At 64.1% G+C, this 19,026-nt stretch carries 13 protein-coding genes; 8 read left to right on the top strand and 5 right to left on the bottom strand.

Annotated features, from left to right (window positions below):
• On the bottom strand, window positions 1-1,005 hold the full coding sequence (locus tag CXR00_RS17385) for a TIGR03557 family F420-dependent LLM class oxidoreductase (protein WP_104056202.1): 1,005 nt from the start codon (window positions 1,003-1,005) through the stop codon (window positions 1-3).
• Window positions 1,006-1,190: 185 nt separating this feature from the next.
• Here CXR00_RS17385 and CXR00_RS17380 point away from each other — a divergent pair, with 185 nt between their 5' ends.
• Window positions 1,191-2,996, top strand: a complete 1,806-nt coding sequence (locus tag CXR00_RS17380) for a glycoside hydrolase family 15 protein (RefSeq protein ID WP_104056200.1) — start codon at window positions 1,191-1,193, stop codon at window positions 2,994-2,996.
• A gap of 42 nt (window positions 2,997-3,038) precedes the next feature.
• Here the strand turns inward: CXR00_RS17380 and CXR00_RS17375 are convergent, their stop codons facing one another.
• On the bottom strand, window positions 3,039-3,944 hold the full coding sequence (locus tag CXR00_RS17375; RefSeq protein WP_104056198.1) for a DUF1524 domain-containing protein: 906 nt from the start codon (window positions 3,942-3,944) through the stop codon (window positions 3,039-3,041).
• A 169-nt stretch (window positions 3,945-4,113) separates the two neighbouring features.
• Here CXR00_RS17375 and CXR00_RS17370 point away from each other — a divergent pair, with 169 nt between their 5' ends.
• The 5 genes from CXR00_RS17370 to CXR00_RS17350 all read left to right on the top strand — a co-directional run bounded on the left by CXR00_RS17370 (window position 4,114) and on the right by CXR00_RS17350 (window position 13,609).
• Complete coding sequence (locus CXR00_RS17370; RefSeq protein ID WP_258060582.1) at window positions 4,114-6,084, top strand: S8 family peptidase; 1,971 nt, start codon at window positions 4,114-4,116, stop codon at window positions 6,082-6,084.
• 78 nt (window positions 6,085-6,162) lie between these two features.
• Window positions 6,163-7,173 (top strand): polyphosphate kinase 2, encoded by a 1,011-nt coding sequence (ppk2, locus tag CXR00_RS17365; RefSeq protein WP_104056196.1) that lies wholly within the window; start codon window positions 6,163-6,165, stop codon window positions 7,171-7,173.
• A gap of 156 nt (window positions 7,174-7,329) precedes the next feature.
• On the top strand, window positions 7,330-8,943 hold the full coding sequence (locus CXR00_RS17360) for an HNH endonuclease signature motif containing protein (RefSeq protein ID WP_104056194.1): 1,614 nt from the start codon (window positions 7,330-7,332) through the stop codon (window positions 8,941-8,943).
• Window positions 8,944-9,222: 279 nt separating this feature from the next.
• Window positions 9,223-12,588, top strand: a complete 3,366-nt coding sequence (locus CXR00_RS17355; protein WP_104056193.1) for a DEAD/DEAH box helicase — start codon at window positions 9,223-9,225, stop codon at window positions 12,586-12,588.
• 571 nt (window positions 12,589-13,159) lie between these two features.
• A complete protein-coding gene (locus CXR00_RS17350) occupies window positions 13,160-13,609 on the top strand; it encodes a MarR family winged helix-turn-helix transcriptional regulator (RefSeq protein WP_104056191.1) in 450 nt (149 codons plus the stop codon).
• 8 nt (window positions 13,610-13,617) lie between these two features.
• Here CXR00_RS17350 and CXR00_RS17345 read toward each other — a convergent pair whose 3' ends face one another.
• Complete coding sequence (locus CXR00_RS17345) at window positions 13,618-15,309, bottom strand: thiamine pyrophosphate-binding protein (protein WP_104056190.1); 1,692 nt, start codon at window positions 15,307-15,309, stop codon at window positions 13,618-13,620.
• Between the two features lie 140 nt (window positions 15,310-15,449).
• Between CXR00_RS17345 and CXR00_RS17340 the strand changes: the two genes are divergently transcribed.
• Window positions 15,450-16,250 carry a cyclase family protein gene (locus CXR00_RS17340; RefSeq protein WP_104056188.1) on the top strand — a complete coding sequence of 267 codons (801 nt, stop codon included), beginning with the start codon at window positions 15,450-15,452 and terminating at the stop codon, window positions 16,248-16,250.
• Window positions 16,251-16,285: 35 nt separating this feature from the next.
• On the opposite strand, the gene CXR00_RS17335 is transcribed toward CXR00_RS17340, so the two are convergent.
• Both CXR00_RS17335 and CXR00_RS17330 read right to left on the bottom strand, forming a co-directional pair.
• On the bottom strand, window positions 16,286-17,311 hold the full coding sequence (locus tag CXR00_RS17335; RefSeq protein ID WP_104056186.1) for an NAD(P)-dependent oxidoreductase: 1,026 nt from the start codon (window positions 17,309-17,311) through the stop codon (window positions 16,286-16,288).
• Between the two features lie 116 nt (window positions 17,312-17,427).
• The gene (locus tag CXR00_RS17330; protein WP_258060577.1) at window positions 17,428-18,132 is read right to left on the bottom strand and encodes a CE1759 family FMN reductase; all 705 of its coding nucleotides are present in this window, start codon (window positions 18,130-18,132) and stop codon (window positions 17,428-17,430) included.
• A gap of 229 nt (window positions 18,133-18,361) precedes the next feature.
• On the opposite strand from CXR00_RS17330, the gene CXR00_RS17325 reads away from it, so the two are divergent.
• Window positions 18,362-19,026 (top strand): MFS transporter (locus CXR00_RS17325; protein ID WP_146068535.1); only part of this gene is annotated, 665 nt, incomplete at its 3' end.

Raw genomic sequence — 19,026 nt, 5'->3', positions numbered from 1 at the left:
TCAGCGCTGCAGTGCCGGCAGGACGCTGGCGCCGAACACATCAATCCACTGGCGCTGGTTCCGTCCCACGTTATGCAGATAGATGCGGTCAAAGCCCAGGTCCACGAACTTCTGGATGTAGGCGCGGTGGACATCGGGATCGCTGGAAATGACCATCCGGCCCTCGAAATCTTCGGGCCGGACGAGCTTGGCCATCTGCTCCAGCTCGAACGGAGACCGGATGTCCCCCTTGGGGAACTTCATGCCGCCGTTGGGCCATTCCACCATGGCGTTGGTGAGGGCTTCCTCGTCCGTCTCGGCCCAGCTCATGTGCAGCTGCAGGACCTTGGGCATCGTGTCCGGGTTCTTGCCTGCCTCGCGGGCTCCAGCGTCGAACTTCTCAAAGAGCATCCCGATTTTCTCCAGCGGAGCTCCCACGGTGATCAGTCCGTCGGCGTGCCGGCCGGCACGCTTTGCCGTGACCGGTCCTGCGGTGGCCACCAGGATTTCCGGGGCCGTCTCCGGCATGGTCCACAGGCGGGTGGACTCCATCTTGTAGAACTCGCCCTTGTGGCGCACGTCCTTGCCGGCCAGGGAGTTGGTAAAGAGCTTGGTGATGATGTCGATGGCTTCGAACATCCGGTTGATGCGCTCCGGTGCTTCCGGCCAGTACTGGGCGGTAATGTGCTCGTTCAGCGCCTCACCGGACCCCAGTCCCAGCCAGTGCCTGCCGGGATACATGGCCGCAAGGGTGGCGGAAGCCTGCGCCACCATCGCCGGATGCCAGCGGAAGGTCGGCGCCGTGACGCCCGGCCCAATATCGCCCTTGGTGCGCTCGCCCAGGGCGGAGAGAACATTCCAGACAAAGGCGGACTGGCCCTGCGCGGGAACCCACGGCTGGAAATGATCGGCCGCCATAACGCCGGAAAAACCTTTGCTCTCCGCGTATTCCGCCAACGCCACCGCTTCAGTGGGATGGAACTGTTCCAGCATTGCCGCGTAACCAATAGTGAGAGAAGAAGTCATATTCCGATCCTTACAGCCAGACATTTCGAAAAGGAGAACGGGTGTTTCCAATGGAATACAGCACTTAGGGAAAAGCGCACTTTTCCACGCGCCGGAACGCTGAAGGCCCATCCTACGGCCGTTCCGGCTCCAGCAGCCGGGTTTTAGGATGGACAAATGGATCCGCTGATCAACGGAAGGCCCCGATGACTGCCGAAAGCTCCGCGCAACCCCATCCGAACGAACGCATCAACGGTTATGCGGAACTGCGTTCTTACGCCGCTATTGGGGACGGACGCACCGTTGCGCTGGTTGCCCGGGACGGAGCAGTTGACTGGTATCCCACCCCGGACCTTGACTCGGTTCCTTCCTTTGCAGCGTTGCTGGATGCGGACGACGGCGGCCGGATCGAGTTGCGTCCGGAGGAGGACTTCAGGGTGGAACGGGCCTACGTGGACGGAACGAATGTCCTGGCGACCACCTTCACCACTGCTTCCGGAAGCGTCCGCGTCACGGATTCCCTCAATACCGGCGTGGCCGGACGGTTGCCCTGGGGCGAGCTGGCACGCCGGATCGAGGGGCTGGCAGGCACCGTGCGGATGCGCTGGTCCGTGGCACCGGGCAATTGTTTCGGCACCGCCTCGCCCTGGGTGGAGGACAGCGCCCACGGGCCGGTGCTCCACGCCCAGCAAACCACCATCGGGGTCCGCGGCTTTCAGCACGGCGGGCAGCAGGTCTCTGACCGCAGCATTTCCGGCTCCTTCTCCACCTCCCCCGGCTCCCGGCACCTGGTGGCCGTTGTTTCCACCCATGACGAGCCGCTGGCGCTGCCGGACCCGCAGACCGTGGATGCCGGCGTCGACCGCACCATCGCCAACTGGCAGAGCTGGATGAAGGAGTTCACCTACGACGGACCGTGGTCCGAGGCAGTGCAGCGCAGCGCACTGGCGCTGAAACTGCTGATCCACAGTCCCTCGGGCGCAGTGGCGGCCGCCGCTACGACGTCGCTGCCCGAGAGCCTGGCCGGCGGCAAGAACTGGGACTACCGGTACGCGTGGGTCCGCGACACCGCTTACACGCTTAACGCCCTGACCCGGTTTGGCCTGCGTGAGGAGGTCCATGCCGCCGTCGCCGGGATGCTGAAGAGCATCCGCAGCCAGGGCAAGGATCTGCAGGTGTTCACCGCGTTGAACGGAGAACCGGCGGACGGCGCCGAGGAGCTGGATCTGCCCGGCTGGCGGGGCATTGGACCGGTGGTCCGGGGCAACAATGCGGCATCCCAGCTCCAAATGGGAGTCTTTGGGGATCTGTTCAATATTGTTCAGCTCTACGTCGATGCCGGCCACGTCCTGGACACCGGTACCGGGCGGCTGCTGGCCGATCTGGCGGATCTGGCCTGCGACACCTGGCAAAAACGCGATGCCGGGATGTGGGAGCTGTACGACGAGCAGCACTACACCACGTCCAAGCTGGGCTGCTGGCATGCCCTCAGCTGCGCCTCGCATCTGGCCGATCTGGGGCAGATTCCCGGCCCCTCAGACCGGTGGCGGGCCGAGAAAGACCGGATCGAAGCGTGGGTGCGGGAGAACTGCTGGTCCGAGGAACGCGGCAGCTACGTCTGGTATCCGGGATCCGACAAGCTGGACGCCTCCATCCTGCTCCATGCCATCAGCGGCTTCGACCGCAGCGAGCGCATGAGTTCCACCCTCGACGCGCTGCGGGAGGAGCTGGGCCGCGGTCCTCTGCTCTACCGGTACAGCGGCGCGGAAAAGGAGGAAGGCACCTTCGTGGCGTGTGCGTTCTGGATGGTGTCCGCGCTGACCCACGTTGGCCGGCGGGATGAAGCGGTGGAGCTCATGGACCAGCTAGTGCCGCTGGCGAACGACGTCGGGCTCTACACCGAAATGATCGCCGAGGAGGACTCCGCCTTCCTGGGCAACTTCCCGCAGGGACTCTCCCACCTGGCGCTAATCACTGCGGCGCTGACCGTCAACGACAGCCGCACGGACTGACGACTCCCGGCTGAGGGGTACAGTCCCGACCGGGGGTGCAGGCTAGGAAGTGCAGCCTTCGCCGTCGCCGTCGCCGTCGAACTTGGGATCCCAACCCGCATCGCCGGGGCGGATAGGCGCCGCGCCGGCTGCTTTGACGGCCGCGCAGTTGGCGTAGACGGGTGCTTTTCCGGCTTCGGCGGCGGGCGGCCCCGCAACGGCAGCTGCTGCGCTCCGGCTTCCGTCGGGAACGGGCTGGTCCGGGCACGTCTCGAGGACACCGGCAATGGCGTTGTGTTCAGCCTGGGTCACCCACAGCTCATACCGGGCTTTGACCGCAACCTGGCGGGCCACGTACTCGCAGCGGAAGGCCTTGTTGGCCGGCAGCCAGGTGGCGGCGTCGGAATCAGATTTTGATCCGTTAGCCGGACCGTCCGCGGCCATGAGGTTCAACGGGTCATTCGCAAGCTGGCGCCGCTCTTCGGCGGACAGCTGCTGGGCACCCTTCTGCCAAGCATCGGACAGCGCCACAATGTGGTCAATCTGAACGGCCGTGCTTGTTTCATTGCCCCGCACAAAGTTAATGGTTGTACCCGTATACGGGTCTGCGAAGGTTCCGGATGCCACCACGCATTCCTTGGTTCCGTCCTTGTAGACGACGGCGGTGAGATCACGGGCCAGGATGTCATTCCTGGTGTCACATCCGTTGCGGTCCACGTCGGCCCAGGACGGCCCAAACTGGTCCCGGTCATATCCGGTCTTCGGAGCGCGGCCCTTGATCGGAAGGGTGTCCAGCTGTTCCAGCGCCGATCCGGACGCTGCCTCCTGCACCGATGAACTGCTGCCTCCGGCTCCGAACCCTGCATTTGCTCCTGTCCCGGTGTCCGCCAGCGGGGTGCAGGCTGAGGAACCAAGCAGAATTGCAGGTAATGCGACAAGGGCCAGAACTTTGGTGCGTAGAGAAGTCATCGCTATTAATTATGGACGACGGATTGGATTCGATTTTCCGCACTTCATACCCTTTGCGCATCCGATAATTCCTGCGGGTAGAGTTCAGGTGCGCGGCTGACCCGCGTCAGCCATGCGCCTGCCGTTTAATGTGCTGCTCTGCGGGCCCGTTTGAAGAGGTACACCCTTGGTGAAGATTTCCAGTTCCCGTCTCCTGCTTCGCGCTGTGACGGGTGCGGCGGCTCTGCTCGTGCTCAGCGGCCCGCTGGTGGCCGCGCCGGCTTCAGCGGACGGCACCAGCGACGCTGTTCCGCCCAGCCGTTACATCGTCACGTTCGCCGATCGGGCAGCTGCTTCGAGCATCACCCGTGAGCAGACCTATCTGGACGCGGGCAGTCCCGTCGGTGCCGCGGTGACCGAACTCCACCGGACCGGCAGCGGCGGAACCGTGGTGGAGGTGGACCCGGACCTCAGCGCCGAAGAAACCGCCGCCGTTGTCAGTTCCCTGGCCGCCGATCCCGACGTCGAACGCGTGGAACCGGATGTTCTCCTGTACCCGTCCGCCGTCACCCCCAATGATCCCCTCTATCCCCGGCAGTGGAACCTTCAGGGCGCGGGAGGCGGGGCTGATGCGGCACCTGCGTGGACGTCCTCCACCGGAAAAGGCCAGGTGGTGGCCGTGGTGGATACCGGCATCACCGCCCACACGGACCTTCAAGCGCAGGTCCTTCCCGGCTATGACCTGATTTCAGACCCGGCCGTGGCAGGCGACGGCAACGGGCGCGACGCCGATCCCCGTGATGAGGGTGACTGGTACCCGAACGGCTCCTGCGGCAGGACCGTGGGCAGCGCCTCCACCTGGCACGGTACGCACGTCTCCGGCGTCGTCGCGGCCAGCGCCAACAATGGAACCGGCATCAGCGGAGTGGCGCCCGGCGCCCAAATCCTTCCGGTGCGGACGCTTGGAACCTGCGGCGGATATATGTCCGACATTTCGGACGGCATCATTTGGGCTGCCGGCGGCCAGCTGCCCGGTGTTCCCCTCAATCGCACGCCGGCGCGCGTCATCAACCTGAGTCTGGGTGGCGTGAGCACCTGCTCCGCGGCCATGCAACAGGCAGTGAACTTCGCTGCGGAGCGGGGTGCCGTGGTTGTGGCGGCGGCCGGCAATGACAGCATTTCCGCTGACCGGAGCCAGCCTGCCAACTGCGACAATGTGATGGTAGTGGGCGCCACCGACCGAAACGGGTCACGGGCGCCGTACTCGAACTTCGGCCCGCTGGTGGACCTCATGGCCCCGGGCGGGAACACCATGGGCGATTCCAGCGGCGGCATCCTCTCGACGATCAACAACGGCAAGTCGGTTCCCGCGGATGAGGGCTATGCCTACTATCAGGGAACCTCCATGGCCGCACCCCACGTCGCCGGTGCAGCAGCCCTCCTGCTGTCCGCCGACCCCGGCCTGACGTCCCAGCAAGTGGAATCCACCCTGCTTCAGACGGCACGGGAGCTGCCGGGCAGCTGTGCCCCGCACTGCGGACCCCAATTGTTGAACATTTCCGCTGCAGTGGCCGCCGTGGCATCCCCGTTCGCCGATGTCCCGAAATCAATGCAGTTCTACGACGACATGCGGTGGATGGCCGAGGCCGGTATCTCTACCGGCTGGATCGAAACAAACGGCACCAGCACATACCGTCCGCTGGAATCCGTGAACCGGGACGCGATGGCTGCCTTTATGTATCGGCTCGCCGGCAGCCCTGCCTTCACGCCGCCGCAGAAATCCCCCTTCGCTGACGTCTCGACCGGCAACCAGTTCTACAAGGAGATCTCCTGGCTGGCAGCGGAGGAAATCTCCACCGGCTGGCTGGAAAGCAACGGCACCAAAACATACCGTCCGCTTCAACCGGTAAACCGCGATGCCATGGCCGCCTTCATGTTCCGCTACGCCGGCTCTCCGGCCTACACAGTTCCGGTGAAATCTCCGTTTGCTGACATCGCAAAAACCAATCAGTTCTACAAGGAGATCTCCTGGCTGGCGTCCACAGGCATCTCCACCGGTTGGGCAGGGGGCAACGGCACCAGCACGTACCGCCCGCTGAGTTCCGTGAAACGTGACGCGATGGCAGCATTCATGCACCGTTTCGACACCAGGTTCAACTAAGGATCCGAGGACTCCCCCTTCCCTGACCTGCCGGGGAGACGTAGATTCGTAGTCACCGTCCGCGTGCAGGAGATACCCATGGCTACAAACAAGACCACCGTCAAAGAAGATGACAAAAAGTTGGCTGAACCGGATACCGCCGCTAACGGTGAGGTTTCAGACGAGGTAACCCGAATCTCCGTGACGGAGGACTACACCAACGAACTCGATGAGCTTCGTGAGCTAAAGGTCAAGAGCAAAAAACTCAAAGTAAATGCCGACGACGACGCGTGGCGGCACAACTACCCGTATGACAAAAAGCTCACACGGCGAAGCTATGAGAAACAAAAGCGTGCGCTGCAGATAGAACTTTTGAAGATGCAGCTCTGGGTCAAGGACACCGGGCAGAAAATGCTCATCATCTTTGAAGGCCGCGACGCCGCGGGCAAGGGCGGGGCGATCAAGCGTTTCAACGAACACCTGAATCCGCGCGGCGCCCGGATTGTGGCCCTCGAGAAACCGACGGACAACGAACGTACCCAGTGGTACTTCCAGCGCTACGTGGCGAAGCTGCCCAGCGGCGGCGAAATCGTCATGATGGACCGTTCCTGGTACAACCGTGCCGGGGTGGAACGGGTGATGGGTTACTGCACGCCGGCCCAGTATCTGGAGTTCATGCGGGAAGTGCCGGAACTGGAACGCATGTTGGTGAACTCCGGGGTGCTGCTCAATAAACTGTGGTTTTCCGTGGGCCGGGCGGAGCAGGTGGCACGGTTTACGGCCCGGGAAACCGACCCGGTGAAACAGTGGAAGCTCTCCCCCACGGACCTCGCCAGCCTCGACAAGTGGGACGACTACACCGAAGCCAAAGAAGCAATGTTCTTCTATACCGACACCGGTGACGCCCCGTGGACTGTGGTGAAATCCAATGACAAGAAGCGGGCCCGGCTGGAAGCCATGCGGTTTGTGCTGCACAGCGTGGATTATCCAAACAAGGACACTTCTGTGGCACACGCACCTGATCCGCTGATTGTCGGTCCTGCCGCCAGCCACTTCGAGGAAGACGAAGAGCCGAGCGGCCGTTTCCCCGTGGTTAAACCGAAGGGGTAGCTGCCCAGCCTGCTGGTGGTACGCAGGTAAGTCTCATTTCTGATAGGTAGTGGCCCAAAAAAGTCGAGTATTTCGTGGCTTCAAGAGGGCCAATTTTGGGGCTTTTGGGGCTGTTTTCGGGACAGAAATGTCGGTGGCAGGTGAAAGCCTGAAGCCATGGATCAGAACGGATCTTTTCGACGAGGCGGCACCGGTGAAGCATCCGGTGCCGGGCAGGCTGCCGGCCCGAGCCTGTCGATTTACAACGCTGAGCCGGACAAGGCCCCGAGGGATCCCGAAACCGCTCACCTGGATCCGGCCTACCGGGACGGGCTTACCGGTTCGTTGGTCCTGCAGGGTGCGGAGGCCCTGACCCAGGACGAGTCCTCCGCGGTGTTGTCCCGGTTGGATGCTGTGGTGCGGTGGGCGCAGGCCCAGCAGGCCAAAGTGCTGCACCGGATGGAAACCCTCTTCCGTGACGAGCTCCTCGAAGATGTTGGCCGGGAAGATCCGGCCCTGACCTTTAGCCTGGCGGCGGAGGAAGCCGCAGCCATCCTGCACCTTCCCACGAACACCGCGAAGATGCTGATGAGTGAGGCGGGACGGTTATGCACCACCCACACCGCAACCCTGGCCCGGCTGGAGGACGGGGACCTGGGTTACGGGCATGTGCAGACGGTGCTGGACCAATCCCAAAACGTCCCCGACTCCGAGCTGGCCGCCTTCGAGGCTTCCCTGCTGGAGAGTGCGGCTGCGGGGCAGACGTCGTCCCAGTTCCGGGTGAAGGCCAGAAGGTTGCGGGAGAATCGGTATCCGGACACCATCCCGGTCCGGCATAAGAGTGCTTTTGAACGCCGGCGGGTGTGTTTGGTGCCGGATGAGGACGGGATGTCGTGGTTGTCGGCCTTGTTGCCGGCTGCGAGGGCGCAGCTGGTTTATACGCAGCTGACCACGGCGGCGCGGGGTGAGCAGGGTGCGGGGGATCCGCGGGGAGTGGATCAGTTGCGGGCGGACATTCTGGCTGACCTGCTCGACGGTGACAGGGATGCCGAAGACAGTGGTCATGAAGGCAACCGTGGTGACCACAGGACTGCGGGCCGTGAGGGCAAGACCCGTAGCGATGCCGGCGATGACAAAGCCCCTGGCAAGAAGTCCCGTGCCCGGGCCCGCACCGAGATTCTGGTCCTGATCACCGCCGAGACGCTGTTCGGTGCTGATGAACAGCCTGCCGAACTGCACGGATACGGGCCGATCAGCCCCGAAACTGCCCGTCGTTTGGCCCGGCAGGCAGCGCACTGGACTCCGGTGGAACGAAACTTGGACACTGAGGAGATCCTGCGGGTCGGGCGGCGGCGGAAAGTACCTGCCGGGCTGCAGCGCTGGCTGCGGGCACGTGACGGCACCTGCCGTTTCCCGGGGTGCCGGACCAACGCCATGATCTCGGAAATTGATCACACCAAACCGTGGTCCCACGGCGGGAGCACCGATCACGACAACCTGGAGCATCTCTGCAAGCGGCATCACATGTTCAAGTCCCGGGGATTCTGGAAGGCACGACAACACAGTCCGGGAATTATTGAGTGGACCTCGCCGGGAGGTCGAACCTACCGGACCGATCCACACCTCACCCTGGCCGCAGGACTGAGCACACGACTTAGCACGGGACCCAGCACAGGGCTAAGCGCGGGACCAAGCTCGGAAGCCACGAAAGCTGCTGTAAGCCGGATGTCGGGCTGGATCCCTGCGGGAGAACCTCCGGAAGACTACGGCGACGATCCGCCACCCTTTTGACGATAGTTCGGACGAGATAGTTCGGACGATCCGCCGCCCTGCTGTCGGCCATTCTCATGATCCGCCGACGGCGGCAGGATTGCCCACTGCAGTCGGCATCGTGCAGTAAATGTGGTCAGACGCAGATCACGCCATTGTGATCTGCGTTGCCCACGATGTTAGCTATATTTCATGTCCTTTGCAGGGAAGGCCCGCCGAGGATGCTGAACCAAACCCCGAGGACCAGGCCCCGAGGAGTCCGGTCGCGGAAGTGTCAGGCCTGCGTGAGACGATAAAAACATGCCTTCCTCACCGCCTCTGATCGACGTCACGGACATCATCCGGGTTGTCGGAGGAGCTGCGTTTCAACGCGGCCAAACCTATGCCAAGGGCGGTGCAGTAGCGGAACTGGAGTGGGAACCGCAGGCCGAAGTGCTCCGCGCCAAGGTTCGAGGCCATTCTTCCGTGCCGTACCGCACCATGCTGCAGCTGGGGGAAAAGCGGCAGGGCGACTACCGCCTGCTGGACAACCACTGCAGCTGTCCCGTTGGATTCGACTGCAAGCACGTGGCCGCCGTCGCACTGCAAAGCAATACCGATCATTTGGTGGCACGGCAGGAATTCATCCGGCCCTCAGCCGCCGGCGCACCAGCGGTGCCGGCCTGGCAGGAATCACTGCAGACCCTGATTGACGCCGACCTTCATGCGCTCACGGGCAGCACCAAGGCATCGGCCACTCCCCTGGCGCTCCAGTTTGAAATCCGGACATCGGACGCAGGTATCAGTGCCCGCTGGGGTGCTCCGGCTCCCCGCAGCGCGCACCGCAAGACCTCTTTCCGGCTCGGTGTCCGCCCGGTGGTCCGCAACACGAAGGGCAACTGGGTCAAGAACAATCTGGCCTGGAGCAACATTGCCTATCAGACGTACGGGCTGCAGCTGGATCCCGAGCAGCACCGCTGGTTTTCCCAGTTTCCGGCTCTGCACCGGTCCAACGGCGTGAGCTACTTCGGCCAGAATGACTCCTGGCTCTACCTGGATGATTTCTCCAACCCCCTGCTGTGGCAGCTGCTGGAAGAAGCTCAGCGCATCGGCGTGCAGTTTGTCGGTACCAAGAAAGACACCAGTGTCCGGCTGGGCAAGCGGGCAGCGCTGTCCCTCGATGTGCGTGCGGCCAAAGAATCCCCGGGAACGGACGCCGCCGTACCTCTGCAGTTGCAGCCCGTCCTGGAGATCGACGGCGCGCCCTACCCCACCGATGCCGCCGGACTGATCGCCGGGCACGGCATTTACGTGCGCAGTCCGGAAAACGTCATCACTCTGGCGCCAACCGCGCGCCCGTTGACGGACCAGGACAAGGGCCTGCTGTTGAACGGCGCCCCGGTAATGATTCCCGAAGAGGACGCCCCGGTCTTTCTGGAGAAGTTCTACCCCAAGCTTCGCCAGGTGCTGCCGGTAACCAGCAGCGATGAGTCAGTCGAGTTCCCGGAGATTTCTCCGCCCCTGCTGGTGCTCACAGCCTCCTTCCAGCCCGATGATTCCCTCTTCCTCGACTGGGAATGGGAATACCGGCAGGGCAATGACCTCACGCGCATTCCGCTGGGAACCCGGGCGGATCCCGCTTCCGGTTACCGTGATGTGGCAGCGGAAGCGGACCTGCTCACCGCTGTCGGCAAAGTCCTGGGATCGGTGCCGCGCAGCCGTTCCTACTCCGGCATCGACACCGCGGAATTCACTGAATATCTGCTCCCCAAGATCGAAAAGGTCGACGGCGTACGGGTGGACGTCGTCGGCGAGCGCCCCGCCTACCGCGAGCTCACCAGCGTGCCGGAGCTGAAGATCACCACGGTGGAAACCGAGCGCAGGGACTGGTTCGACCTCGGCATCATGATCACCGTCGAAGGCCGGCTAGTGCCCTTCGCCGATGTCTTCAAGGCACTGTCCCAGGGCAAAACAAAGATCCTGCTTGTTGACCGCACCTACCTTTCACTCGACCGGCCCGAATTCGCGCAGCTGCACGCCCTGCTGGAAGAGGCCGAAGGGCTGCAGGAATGGGAAACCGGCGAAATGACCATCAGCCGGTACCAGGCCGGACTGTGGTCCGAGTTGGAGGAGCTGGCGGAGGAAACCGAACAGGCCGCAGCCTGGCGTGCTTCAGTCACCGGGCTGCTGGAATTGGATTCAGTGGAGCAGGTGCCGCTGCCGGCCGGGCTGAAGGCAGATCTCCGCCCCTATCAGGCCGAGGGCTTTAACTGGCTGGCGTTCCTCTGGGAGCACGGACTCGGCGGCATCCTGGCCGACGACATGGGCCTGGGCAAGACACTCCAGACGCTGGCGCTTCTGACCCATGCGCGGGAACAGACAGTCCACCCCGACGACGGCGGGACGCCGGGGGCCGCCGGTGACGGCATGTCCACCGGCGCCCAGGTCCGCCGGCCCTTCCTGGTGGTGGCCCCCACCTCGGTGGTGCCGAACTGGCTCTCCGAGGCGGCACGCTTCACCCCGGGTCTCCGTGCGGTCGCTGTTCCGGACACCACCGCCAAGTCCAAGGTGCCGCTGGCCGAACTCACGGCGGACGCCGACGTCGTTATCACCTCCTATGCCGTGTTCCGGCTCGACTTTGCGTCCTACCGTGCCCTGGAGTGGGACGGGCTCATCCTGGATGAGGCGCAGTTCGTGAAAAACCGCACCACCCGCGCCCACCAGTGCGCCCGGGATCTCAACGCTCCGTTCAAACTGGCCATCACCGGCACCCCCATGGAGAACAACCTGCTGGAGCTGTGGAGCCTGTTCGCCATTGTGGCGCCGGGCCTGTTTCCCTCCGCACGGAAGTTCATTGAGGAATACCAGCGGCCCATTGAGCGCGGTGAGGACTCCAAGCTTCTGGCCAGGCTGCGCCGCCGGATCCGCCCGCTGCTGATGCGCCGCACCAAAGAAGCCGTTGCGAAGGATCTGCCGGAGAAGCAGGAACAGGTGCTGGAGGTGGAGCTGAGTCCCAAGCACCGCAAGATCTACGAGACGCACCTGCAGCGTGAACGGCAGAAGCTGATGGGGCTGATCAAGGATCTGGACCGCAACCGGATGATCGTCTTCCGTTCCCTAACCCTGCTGCGGATGCTGAGCCTGGATGCGTCCCTGGTGGATGACGATTACGCCGGCGTGCCTTCGGCCAAGCTCGATGCCCTCTTTGAACAGCTCGAAGATGTCACCGCCGAGGGACACCGCGCCCTGATCTTCAGCCAGTTCACCTCGTTCCTGAAGAAGGCCGCAGCCCGGCTGGACGCCGCCGGAATCCCCTACGCCTATTTGGACGGCTCCACCCGGGACCGCGGAGAGGTCATTGCCTCCTTCAAGGACGGCCAGGCCCCGGTGTTCCTCATCAGCCTCAAAGCTGGCGGGTTCGGCTTGAACCTCACTGAAGCGGACTATGTCTTCCTCCTGGATCCATGGTGGAACCCGGCAGCGGAGTCGCAGGCCGTGGACCGCACGCACCGCATCGGGCAGACCCGCAATGTCATGGTGTACCGGATGGTGGCCCGCGGCACCATCGAGGAAAAGGTGATGGCGCTCAAGGAGCAGAAGGCCAAGCTCTTCACCTCCGTGATGGACGATGACGCGGTGTTCAGCTCCGCGCTCACCGCCGAGGACATCCGTTCCCTCTTGGATTAGCCGTCCGGTCCGTCCGCTGTTCGGTCCTGTACATGTGGTCCGGAGACTATGAAGTTAGGCACGTCGCCGTCGCCGTCAGCCACCCGTAAAGACCCGCCGAAACCGCATATTTACGGGCATCGGCGGCTCGCAGGGGGCCCGCATCCCCGCCGTTCGGGCACTCCGCAGGCGAATTATGATGCTGGCAAAAGCACCGCTCCAACCGGTCACCCGGTGCCGCCGTCAGGAAAGGATCATGAGCACTCAGGCATCAACCCTCATCCGCCCGTTGGACGTGACCGCCAAGGATGAAGATGAACTCGTGCACGTTTTTTGCACTCCCTGCAAGCGCCGGGCCATGCACCATGCACAGCGTCCTGTCCCCTATTGCGGCAAGACCATGCCCAACCGTCCCCTCCGCGACGACAACGGCAGCCTTCCGGTCTGTATGGTCTGCATAGATCTTGCCCGCTCCGCCCCGTGTCCAAGGTGCGGTACGAGCGCTCGACTGTAATCACCGCTGTCGGCGAAGCCGTTTCTCCGGAGCTTCAGTGCCATTCCGCAGATCCTGATTGGTTTGTACAGTGGGGTGATGGCTACTGACGAACGCCCCATCGGATTTTGGCTCAAGCTCGTGGACCAGCTGGTTGATGACCAGTTTGGCGCCAGTTTCGAAGAGCACGGCGTCACCAGGCGGCAATGGCAGATGATGAACCTCCTGACGGACGGCCCTGCCTCAGGAAAGCAGCTCTCCGACGCATTGAAACCGTTTTTCCCGGTGGTCGAGGGCAGCATCACCTCAGCGGAGCTGATCGAGGAACTGCGGGAAAGCGGCTGGGTATCCCTGGACGACGGCCAGTACCAGCTGACCGATTTGGGCCGGCGAAGCTTGGAAAACCTTCGCGGCGCTGTCGAACGCATCCGCGAGCAGCTCACGGAAAACGTGTCCGAAGACGAGTACGGCGCCCTGGTTGCCGTACTGCAGCGGATGGCAACGAACTTCGGCTGGGACGGTTCGGTGGAGGACACTGCCGGAGCGTGAACCCCAAATCAGTGCCCGCGGAACGCCTCCGCGAGCCACCAGGCGCCGCCGTCGGACGCAATCTTGGCATCGATCACCAAGGGGGCGTTCCGCGGTCCGGCCAGCCAGCCCTTCACCGCTTCCAAGTCGGCACGGCGTCGCACCGTAATTCCCGCAGCTCCGTAGCCGCGGGCAATGGCGGCGATGTCCGTGTCCGGGAACGTTACGGTGTCCAGGTCCACCGTCGAATCCGCGTTTGAGCCGCCAACCCCGGATCCCGCAGCAAAGTGGTGAACCTCGGCACCGTACCCGGCGTCGTTGTAGATAATTGCCACCAGAGGCAGCTGGAGCCGCACCGCGGTTTCCAGTTCAGAGATTCCCATCAGGAACCCGCCGTCGCCTGCCCCAAGGACCGGAAGCCGGTCCGGGCGGGCCAAAGCGGCGCCAATCGCGGTGGACAAACCAAGGCCAATCGATTGAAAGGCCTGCGTAAAGCAGAAACCAAACTCGTCCGGGACGGCTAAGTGGGTGGACGGGTAACCCATGAAGTTGCCCGAATCCACGGATACCAGCCGCTCAGCCGGCAGCAGGGCGTCCAGTTCCAGGCTCAGGACCCGCGGATCTATCCGGTCCGCTGTGGACGCATCGGTCACCGGCACGTCCTGCCAGCGGGAGCCAGCCTTGATCCGCTGCCGGGTTTCCGCTGTCCGGTATTTTTGTGCCGGCTCGGGGACGCCGGCTTTCAGCTGCTCCAGCACATCGGCCGCGGTGGCAGCGCAGTCACCCAGCACGCCCAGATGGATTTCGCGGTTGGCGCCCAGTGCGGAATCCTCCACATCCACTTGAACGACGGCGGTATCCGGGCCAATGAGCGAACCGTGCCGCATAGTCCACATGTTCAGGGTGCAGCCCCAGCCGATGATGAGGTCCGCGCCGCGGATCAGGTCCGCGGTGTCCGGGGTGGAAAAGCCGCCGGAGATGCCCAGATTGAAGTCTTCCCCGTTGAACAGTCCGCTGGCCACGGCCGAAGTCGCCAGCAGTGCACCGGAGTGGGCCGCAAGCGATGCAATTTCTTCGCCTGCACAACGGGCTCCCCGCCCGGCAACAAACACCGGCCGCCGGGCGGAGGCCAGCAGGTCGGCCAGGCCCCGTACCAGGACCGCGTCCGGGCGTATCCTGCCGGCCGGCACCATCGGCCGGGTGAGCGGCAGCGTGCTCGGCGGGGCCACAGCGGCCTGGACGTCCAGCGGGACGCTCAGGACCACGGTGCGGCGTTCGTTGACAGCTGTGCGGTAGGCCCTGACGGTGTCGGCAAGAGCGCTGTCGGCTGAGTGGATCCGCTCCGCAACCGCGCCCATGCTCCGGGCCAGACCGTCCTGGTCAATCCGGAAGTTGGAGCGCACGGCGGACGAGGCGGTATCCGCTGTGAGCACGATCAGAGGAGTGCGGGATTTGGCCGCCTCGCCGATTCCGGTGGCCGCGTTGCTCAGTCCGCAGCCCTGGTGCGTGGTCAGCACCGCCACCCGGCCGGACATCCTGGCGTACGCATCCGCCATGGTGGCAGCTCCGCCTTCGTGCCTCGCCGCCGTGAACGGAACACCGTTCTCCCGCAGGGCATTGGTGAGGTGAAAGTTGCCGCTGCCCACCACGCCAAAGGCGCGTCCCGCCCCGAGCCGGGCCAGGGTACGGCCTACGAGCGCTGCAATATTCGGAGCATCCATACCCTGAACAATAGGTCCCGCCCGCAGGGGCACCAACCGCGCTGCCGACATATTGCGGCCCATGTGACGCCTGTGTGACACGGCGCCGCAGACGCACCGGTAGTCTCAGGCAAAGCCTCCCCGCCTGGACAGGAACCGATATGAGCCTCAACCGCACTGATTCCGGTTTGATCAACACCCTGCTGGACGCCGTTGCCGGCGGCACACTGGAAATAGTGGACCTGACAGCTCCGCTGAGCAGCAGCACCCCCACCCTGAAGCTGCCCGCACCGTTCGTCAACCTCATCGATTTCAGCCTGGAAGCGGTCAGCGCCTTCGACGAACCCGGTCCGTTCTGGAAACACAACAACATTCATACCGGCGAGCACATCGGCACCCACGTGGATGCGCCGTCGCACTGGATTTCCGGGCGAGACGGCGACGACGTTTCACAGCTTCCGCTGACACGCCTGGTGGCGCCCGCCGTCATCCTGGACTTCAGCGCCGAGGCAGCAGAGGATCCCGATTTTGTGCTCGAGATTGATCACGTCAAGACGTGGGAGGCCGAGCACGGAGCGCTGCCCGACGGTGCCTGGCTGCTCCTGCGCACCGGGTGGGACAAGTTCGCCGAGGATGCTGACGCTTTCCTCAACATCGACGACGGCGGCTCCCACACGCCGGGGATCTCGGCCGCGTGCGCCAAGTGGCTGGGTGAGGAGACGGGGATCGCCGGGCTGGGGGTGGAAACTGTTGGCATCGACGCCGGCAACGCCGGAGCCTTCGATCCGCCCTTCCCTGCGCACTATTACCTGCTGGGCAACAACAAGTACGGCGTCACCCTGCTGCAAAACCTGGCCCAGCTTCCGCCCACCGGCGCTTTGATCGTGGTGGCGCCCCTGAAAATTACCGGCGGCACCGCAAGCCCGGCCCGGGTGCTGGCACTGGTGGAACACGGCCGTTAGGGGACAGCGGCAGCCGCTGAGGAGTCAGTAACCAGTCAGTACCCCGCGTCAACGTCCACGAGGCCGTCCAGCGGTTGTCCCGCGGCGAGCCTGCGAACGTTGTCGCGCACCCGGCCGGCCAGCAGCGGCGCCACCATCTCCGGAGTTTCCGCGGTGTGGGGCGTGATGAGGGCCCGTGGTTCGGACCAAAGCGGATGCCCGTCCGGCAGCGGCTGGGGATCCGTGACGTCCAGGGCAGCGCCGGCCAGTTTGCCCTCGGCAAGCGCCTGCGTCAGGGCATCCGTATCCACCAGCGGGCCGCGGGCAACATTGACCAGGAAGGCATGATCCTTCATCCGCGCCAGCCGCCGGGCATCCATCAGGTGCCTGGTGCCCTCCGTCATGGCAGCTGCAAGGATCACGACGTCGGCCGTTTTCAGCGCGTCGTCCAGCCCTGCATCGGTGACCGTGCGTTCGGCGCCCGCGACCGGGTGGTCGTGTGCCCGAACCACCATGACGTGCTCGGTAAAGGCGCGCAGGAGCCGCAGGATTTCCTGTCCAACCCCGCCTGCTCCCACCACGACCACGTGCCGGTTGTGCAGTGACGTGCCCTGCGGCGGCCCCCAGGTGCCGGCCCGCGCGAACACCGGAATGCCGCGCATGAGCGACAGCGTCAGCGTCAGTGCGAACTCCCCCACCGGTTGCCGGAAGGCACCCTTCCCGCTGGTCCAGGAAATATTCCGGTGGGCCCGCATGAGATCGTCATACTGGTCGACCCCGGCCAGGGGCAGCTGGACCCAGCGGATGCCCGGGCGTCCCTTTACTGCGCGTTCCACCGCTTCGGGACCGACGACGTCCGCCAGCACCACGCCGGCGGTGCTGTCCGACAGTGCCTCCACAATGCCGCCGCCCTCGGCCACGGCAGCCACCAGTTCCGAGGTGGACGCCGGAAGAATGGCAATGGAGGGTGCGGGCGCAGTGGGTGTGAACGGATCAACGGAGGGCACCGTGTTACTGCCGGCAACGGACGGTCCGGAAGATGAACCGGCGAAAGAGGATTCGGAATCGGCATGCTTGGCCATACACGGCTCCTGCCGCTGGTGAGGTTCCCGGCCTACGAGCCGGCCTGAAGGCCGGGCCCGGCCGAGACGGATCCTGTCGAGTTTAGTTCCGGCCGGGCGGCGTTAGAAGAGGCTCCCTATCCCCGGCGGGTTTGGGCCAGCAACTGTTCAAAAGGCAGCGAAACCATGGGATCCGGACGCTTTGCAGGCTCCTGGGTTCCCTGCGGTCCTTGGGTTCCCTGGGTTCCCTGGGTTCCCAAGAGTGCAGCGAGCTCGGAGGCCGCACGGCGCACCCGGGCATCCAATGCACTTGTGCCGGAGGGAGCGGATCCGGTGTCGCCGGCTGAGCCCCAGTCCTCCGGTGCCGCATAGACCGCCGTCGGCGTGGCTTTGGCCCGCAGATAGCTGAACATGGGCCGCATTGCGAAGTCCAGCACCAGGGAATGCCGCGAACTGCCGCCGGTCGCTCCCAGGATCACGGGCTTTCCATCCAGGGCGGTGTTGTCGATAACGTCGAAGAACGATTTGAAGAGGCCGCTCATGGAGGCAGTGAAAACGGGGGTTACGGCCACCAGCGCGTCTGCGGCCACTACTTCATTGATGAGCGTCTCCAACTTCGGCGGCGCATAACCGGTCACCATGTTGTTGGCGATATCCACGGCGTACTCGCGGAGTTCGAAGGTGCTCACCGAGGCAGAGCCGCCGGAGGTCTCGAGTGCCCGGCGGGCGGCCTGCCCCAACTGGTCGGCAAGCATCCGGCTGGACGAGGGAACGCCCAATCCTGCCGTTACAACTACTATTCTGCGATCTGCCATCTCGGCAACCTCCGCTACTTCATGCATATGCATCTATTTTTTATCCTGCCTGATCCAACCTTTGCGGGTCGGCAGTTATTCCTTGCCGGCCCCTCGCCTGCCCGGCAAGGCGGTAAACCCGTACCCGAAAGCAGATATCGTTAACGCAGTGCCGGGCCCGCAAAAGCTCCTGGACCCGATGAAGATCCCCGAAATGAATTGACGTACTACACCTGTGAGTGAAACAACCAAACGCCGCGTCAACGTTGCAGCGCTGATGACGGCGCTACTGGCCGCCTGTATGGCGTTCCAGCTGAACGCCTCCATGCTTTCCCCCGCACTGTTGACCATTGAAGAAGAGCTGAACACCACTTCTGCGGCCGTCGCCCTGACCCAGACGGCGTTCTTCACCGCTGCCGCTCTCTTCTCCCTGTTCCTTCCCCGGCTCGGTGACATCATCGGCCGCAAAAAGGTCCTGGGCGGCATGCTGGTGGTTCTGACCATCGGCTCCGTGGTGGCCGCCCTCGCCCCCAGCATCGAAGTGCTGTTCCTCGCCCGGCTGATCCAGGGCGTCTCCGGGCCCACGGTGGCGCTGTCCATGATCATGCTGCGGGTGGAAATCCGTGAACCAAAGCTCTACGGCACCCTGATGGGTGTCATCGCCGCGGTCAACGGAGGCATTGCCGGCGTCGACGCCATTGCCGGCGGTTACCTGGCGCAGAATCACGGCTTCGCCTCCGTCTTCTGGACCATGGCCGCCGTGGGGGTCCTTGCCGCTGCTCTGGTGATTGTGGTCGTTCCGGAATCTTCCGCGGCAGTAAAGGCCAAAATGGACTGGGTGGGCGTGGTTCCCCTGGTCATCTCGGTGGGCACCCTGCTGACCGCCTTCAACGAGGCCGGCAAGCTGGCGGACGCCAACTGGCCGCTGGTCATCGGCCTCAT

Origin of the sequence: Arthrobacter sp. 9E16 (assembly GCF_002929435.1) — a bacterium.
Classification (GTDB): domain Bacteria; phylum Actinomycetota; class Actinomycetes; order Actinomycetales; family Micrococcaceae; genus Arthrobacter_B; species Arthrobacter_B sunyaminii.
This window is presented reverse-complemented; position numbering and strand designations above follow the sequence as displayed.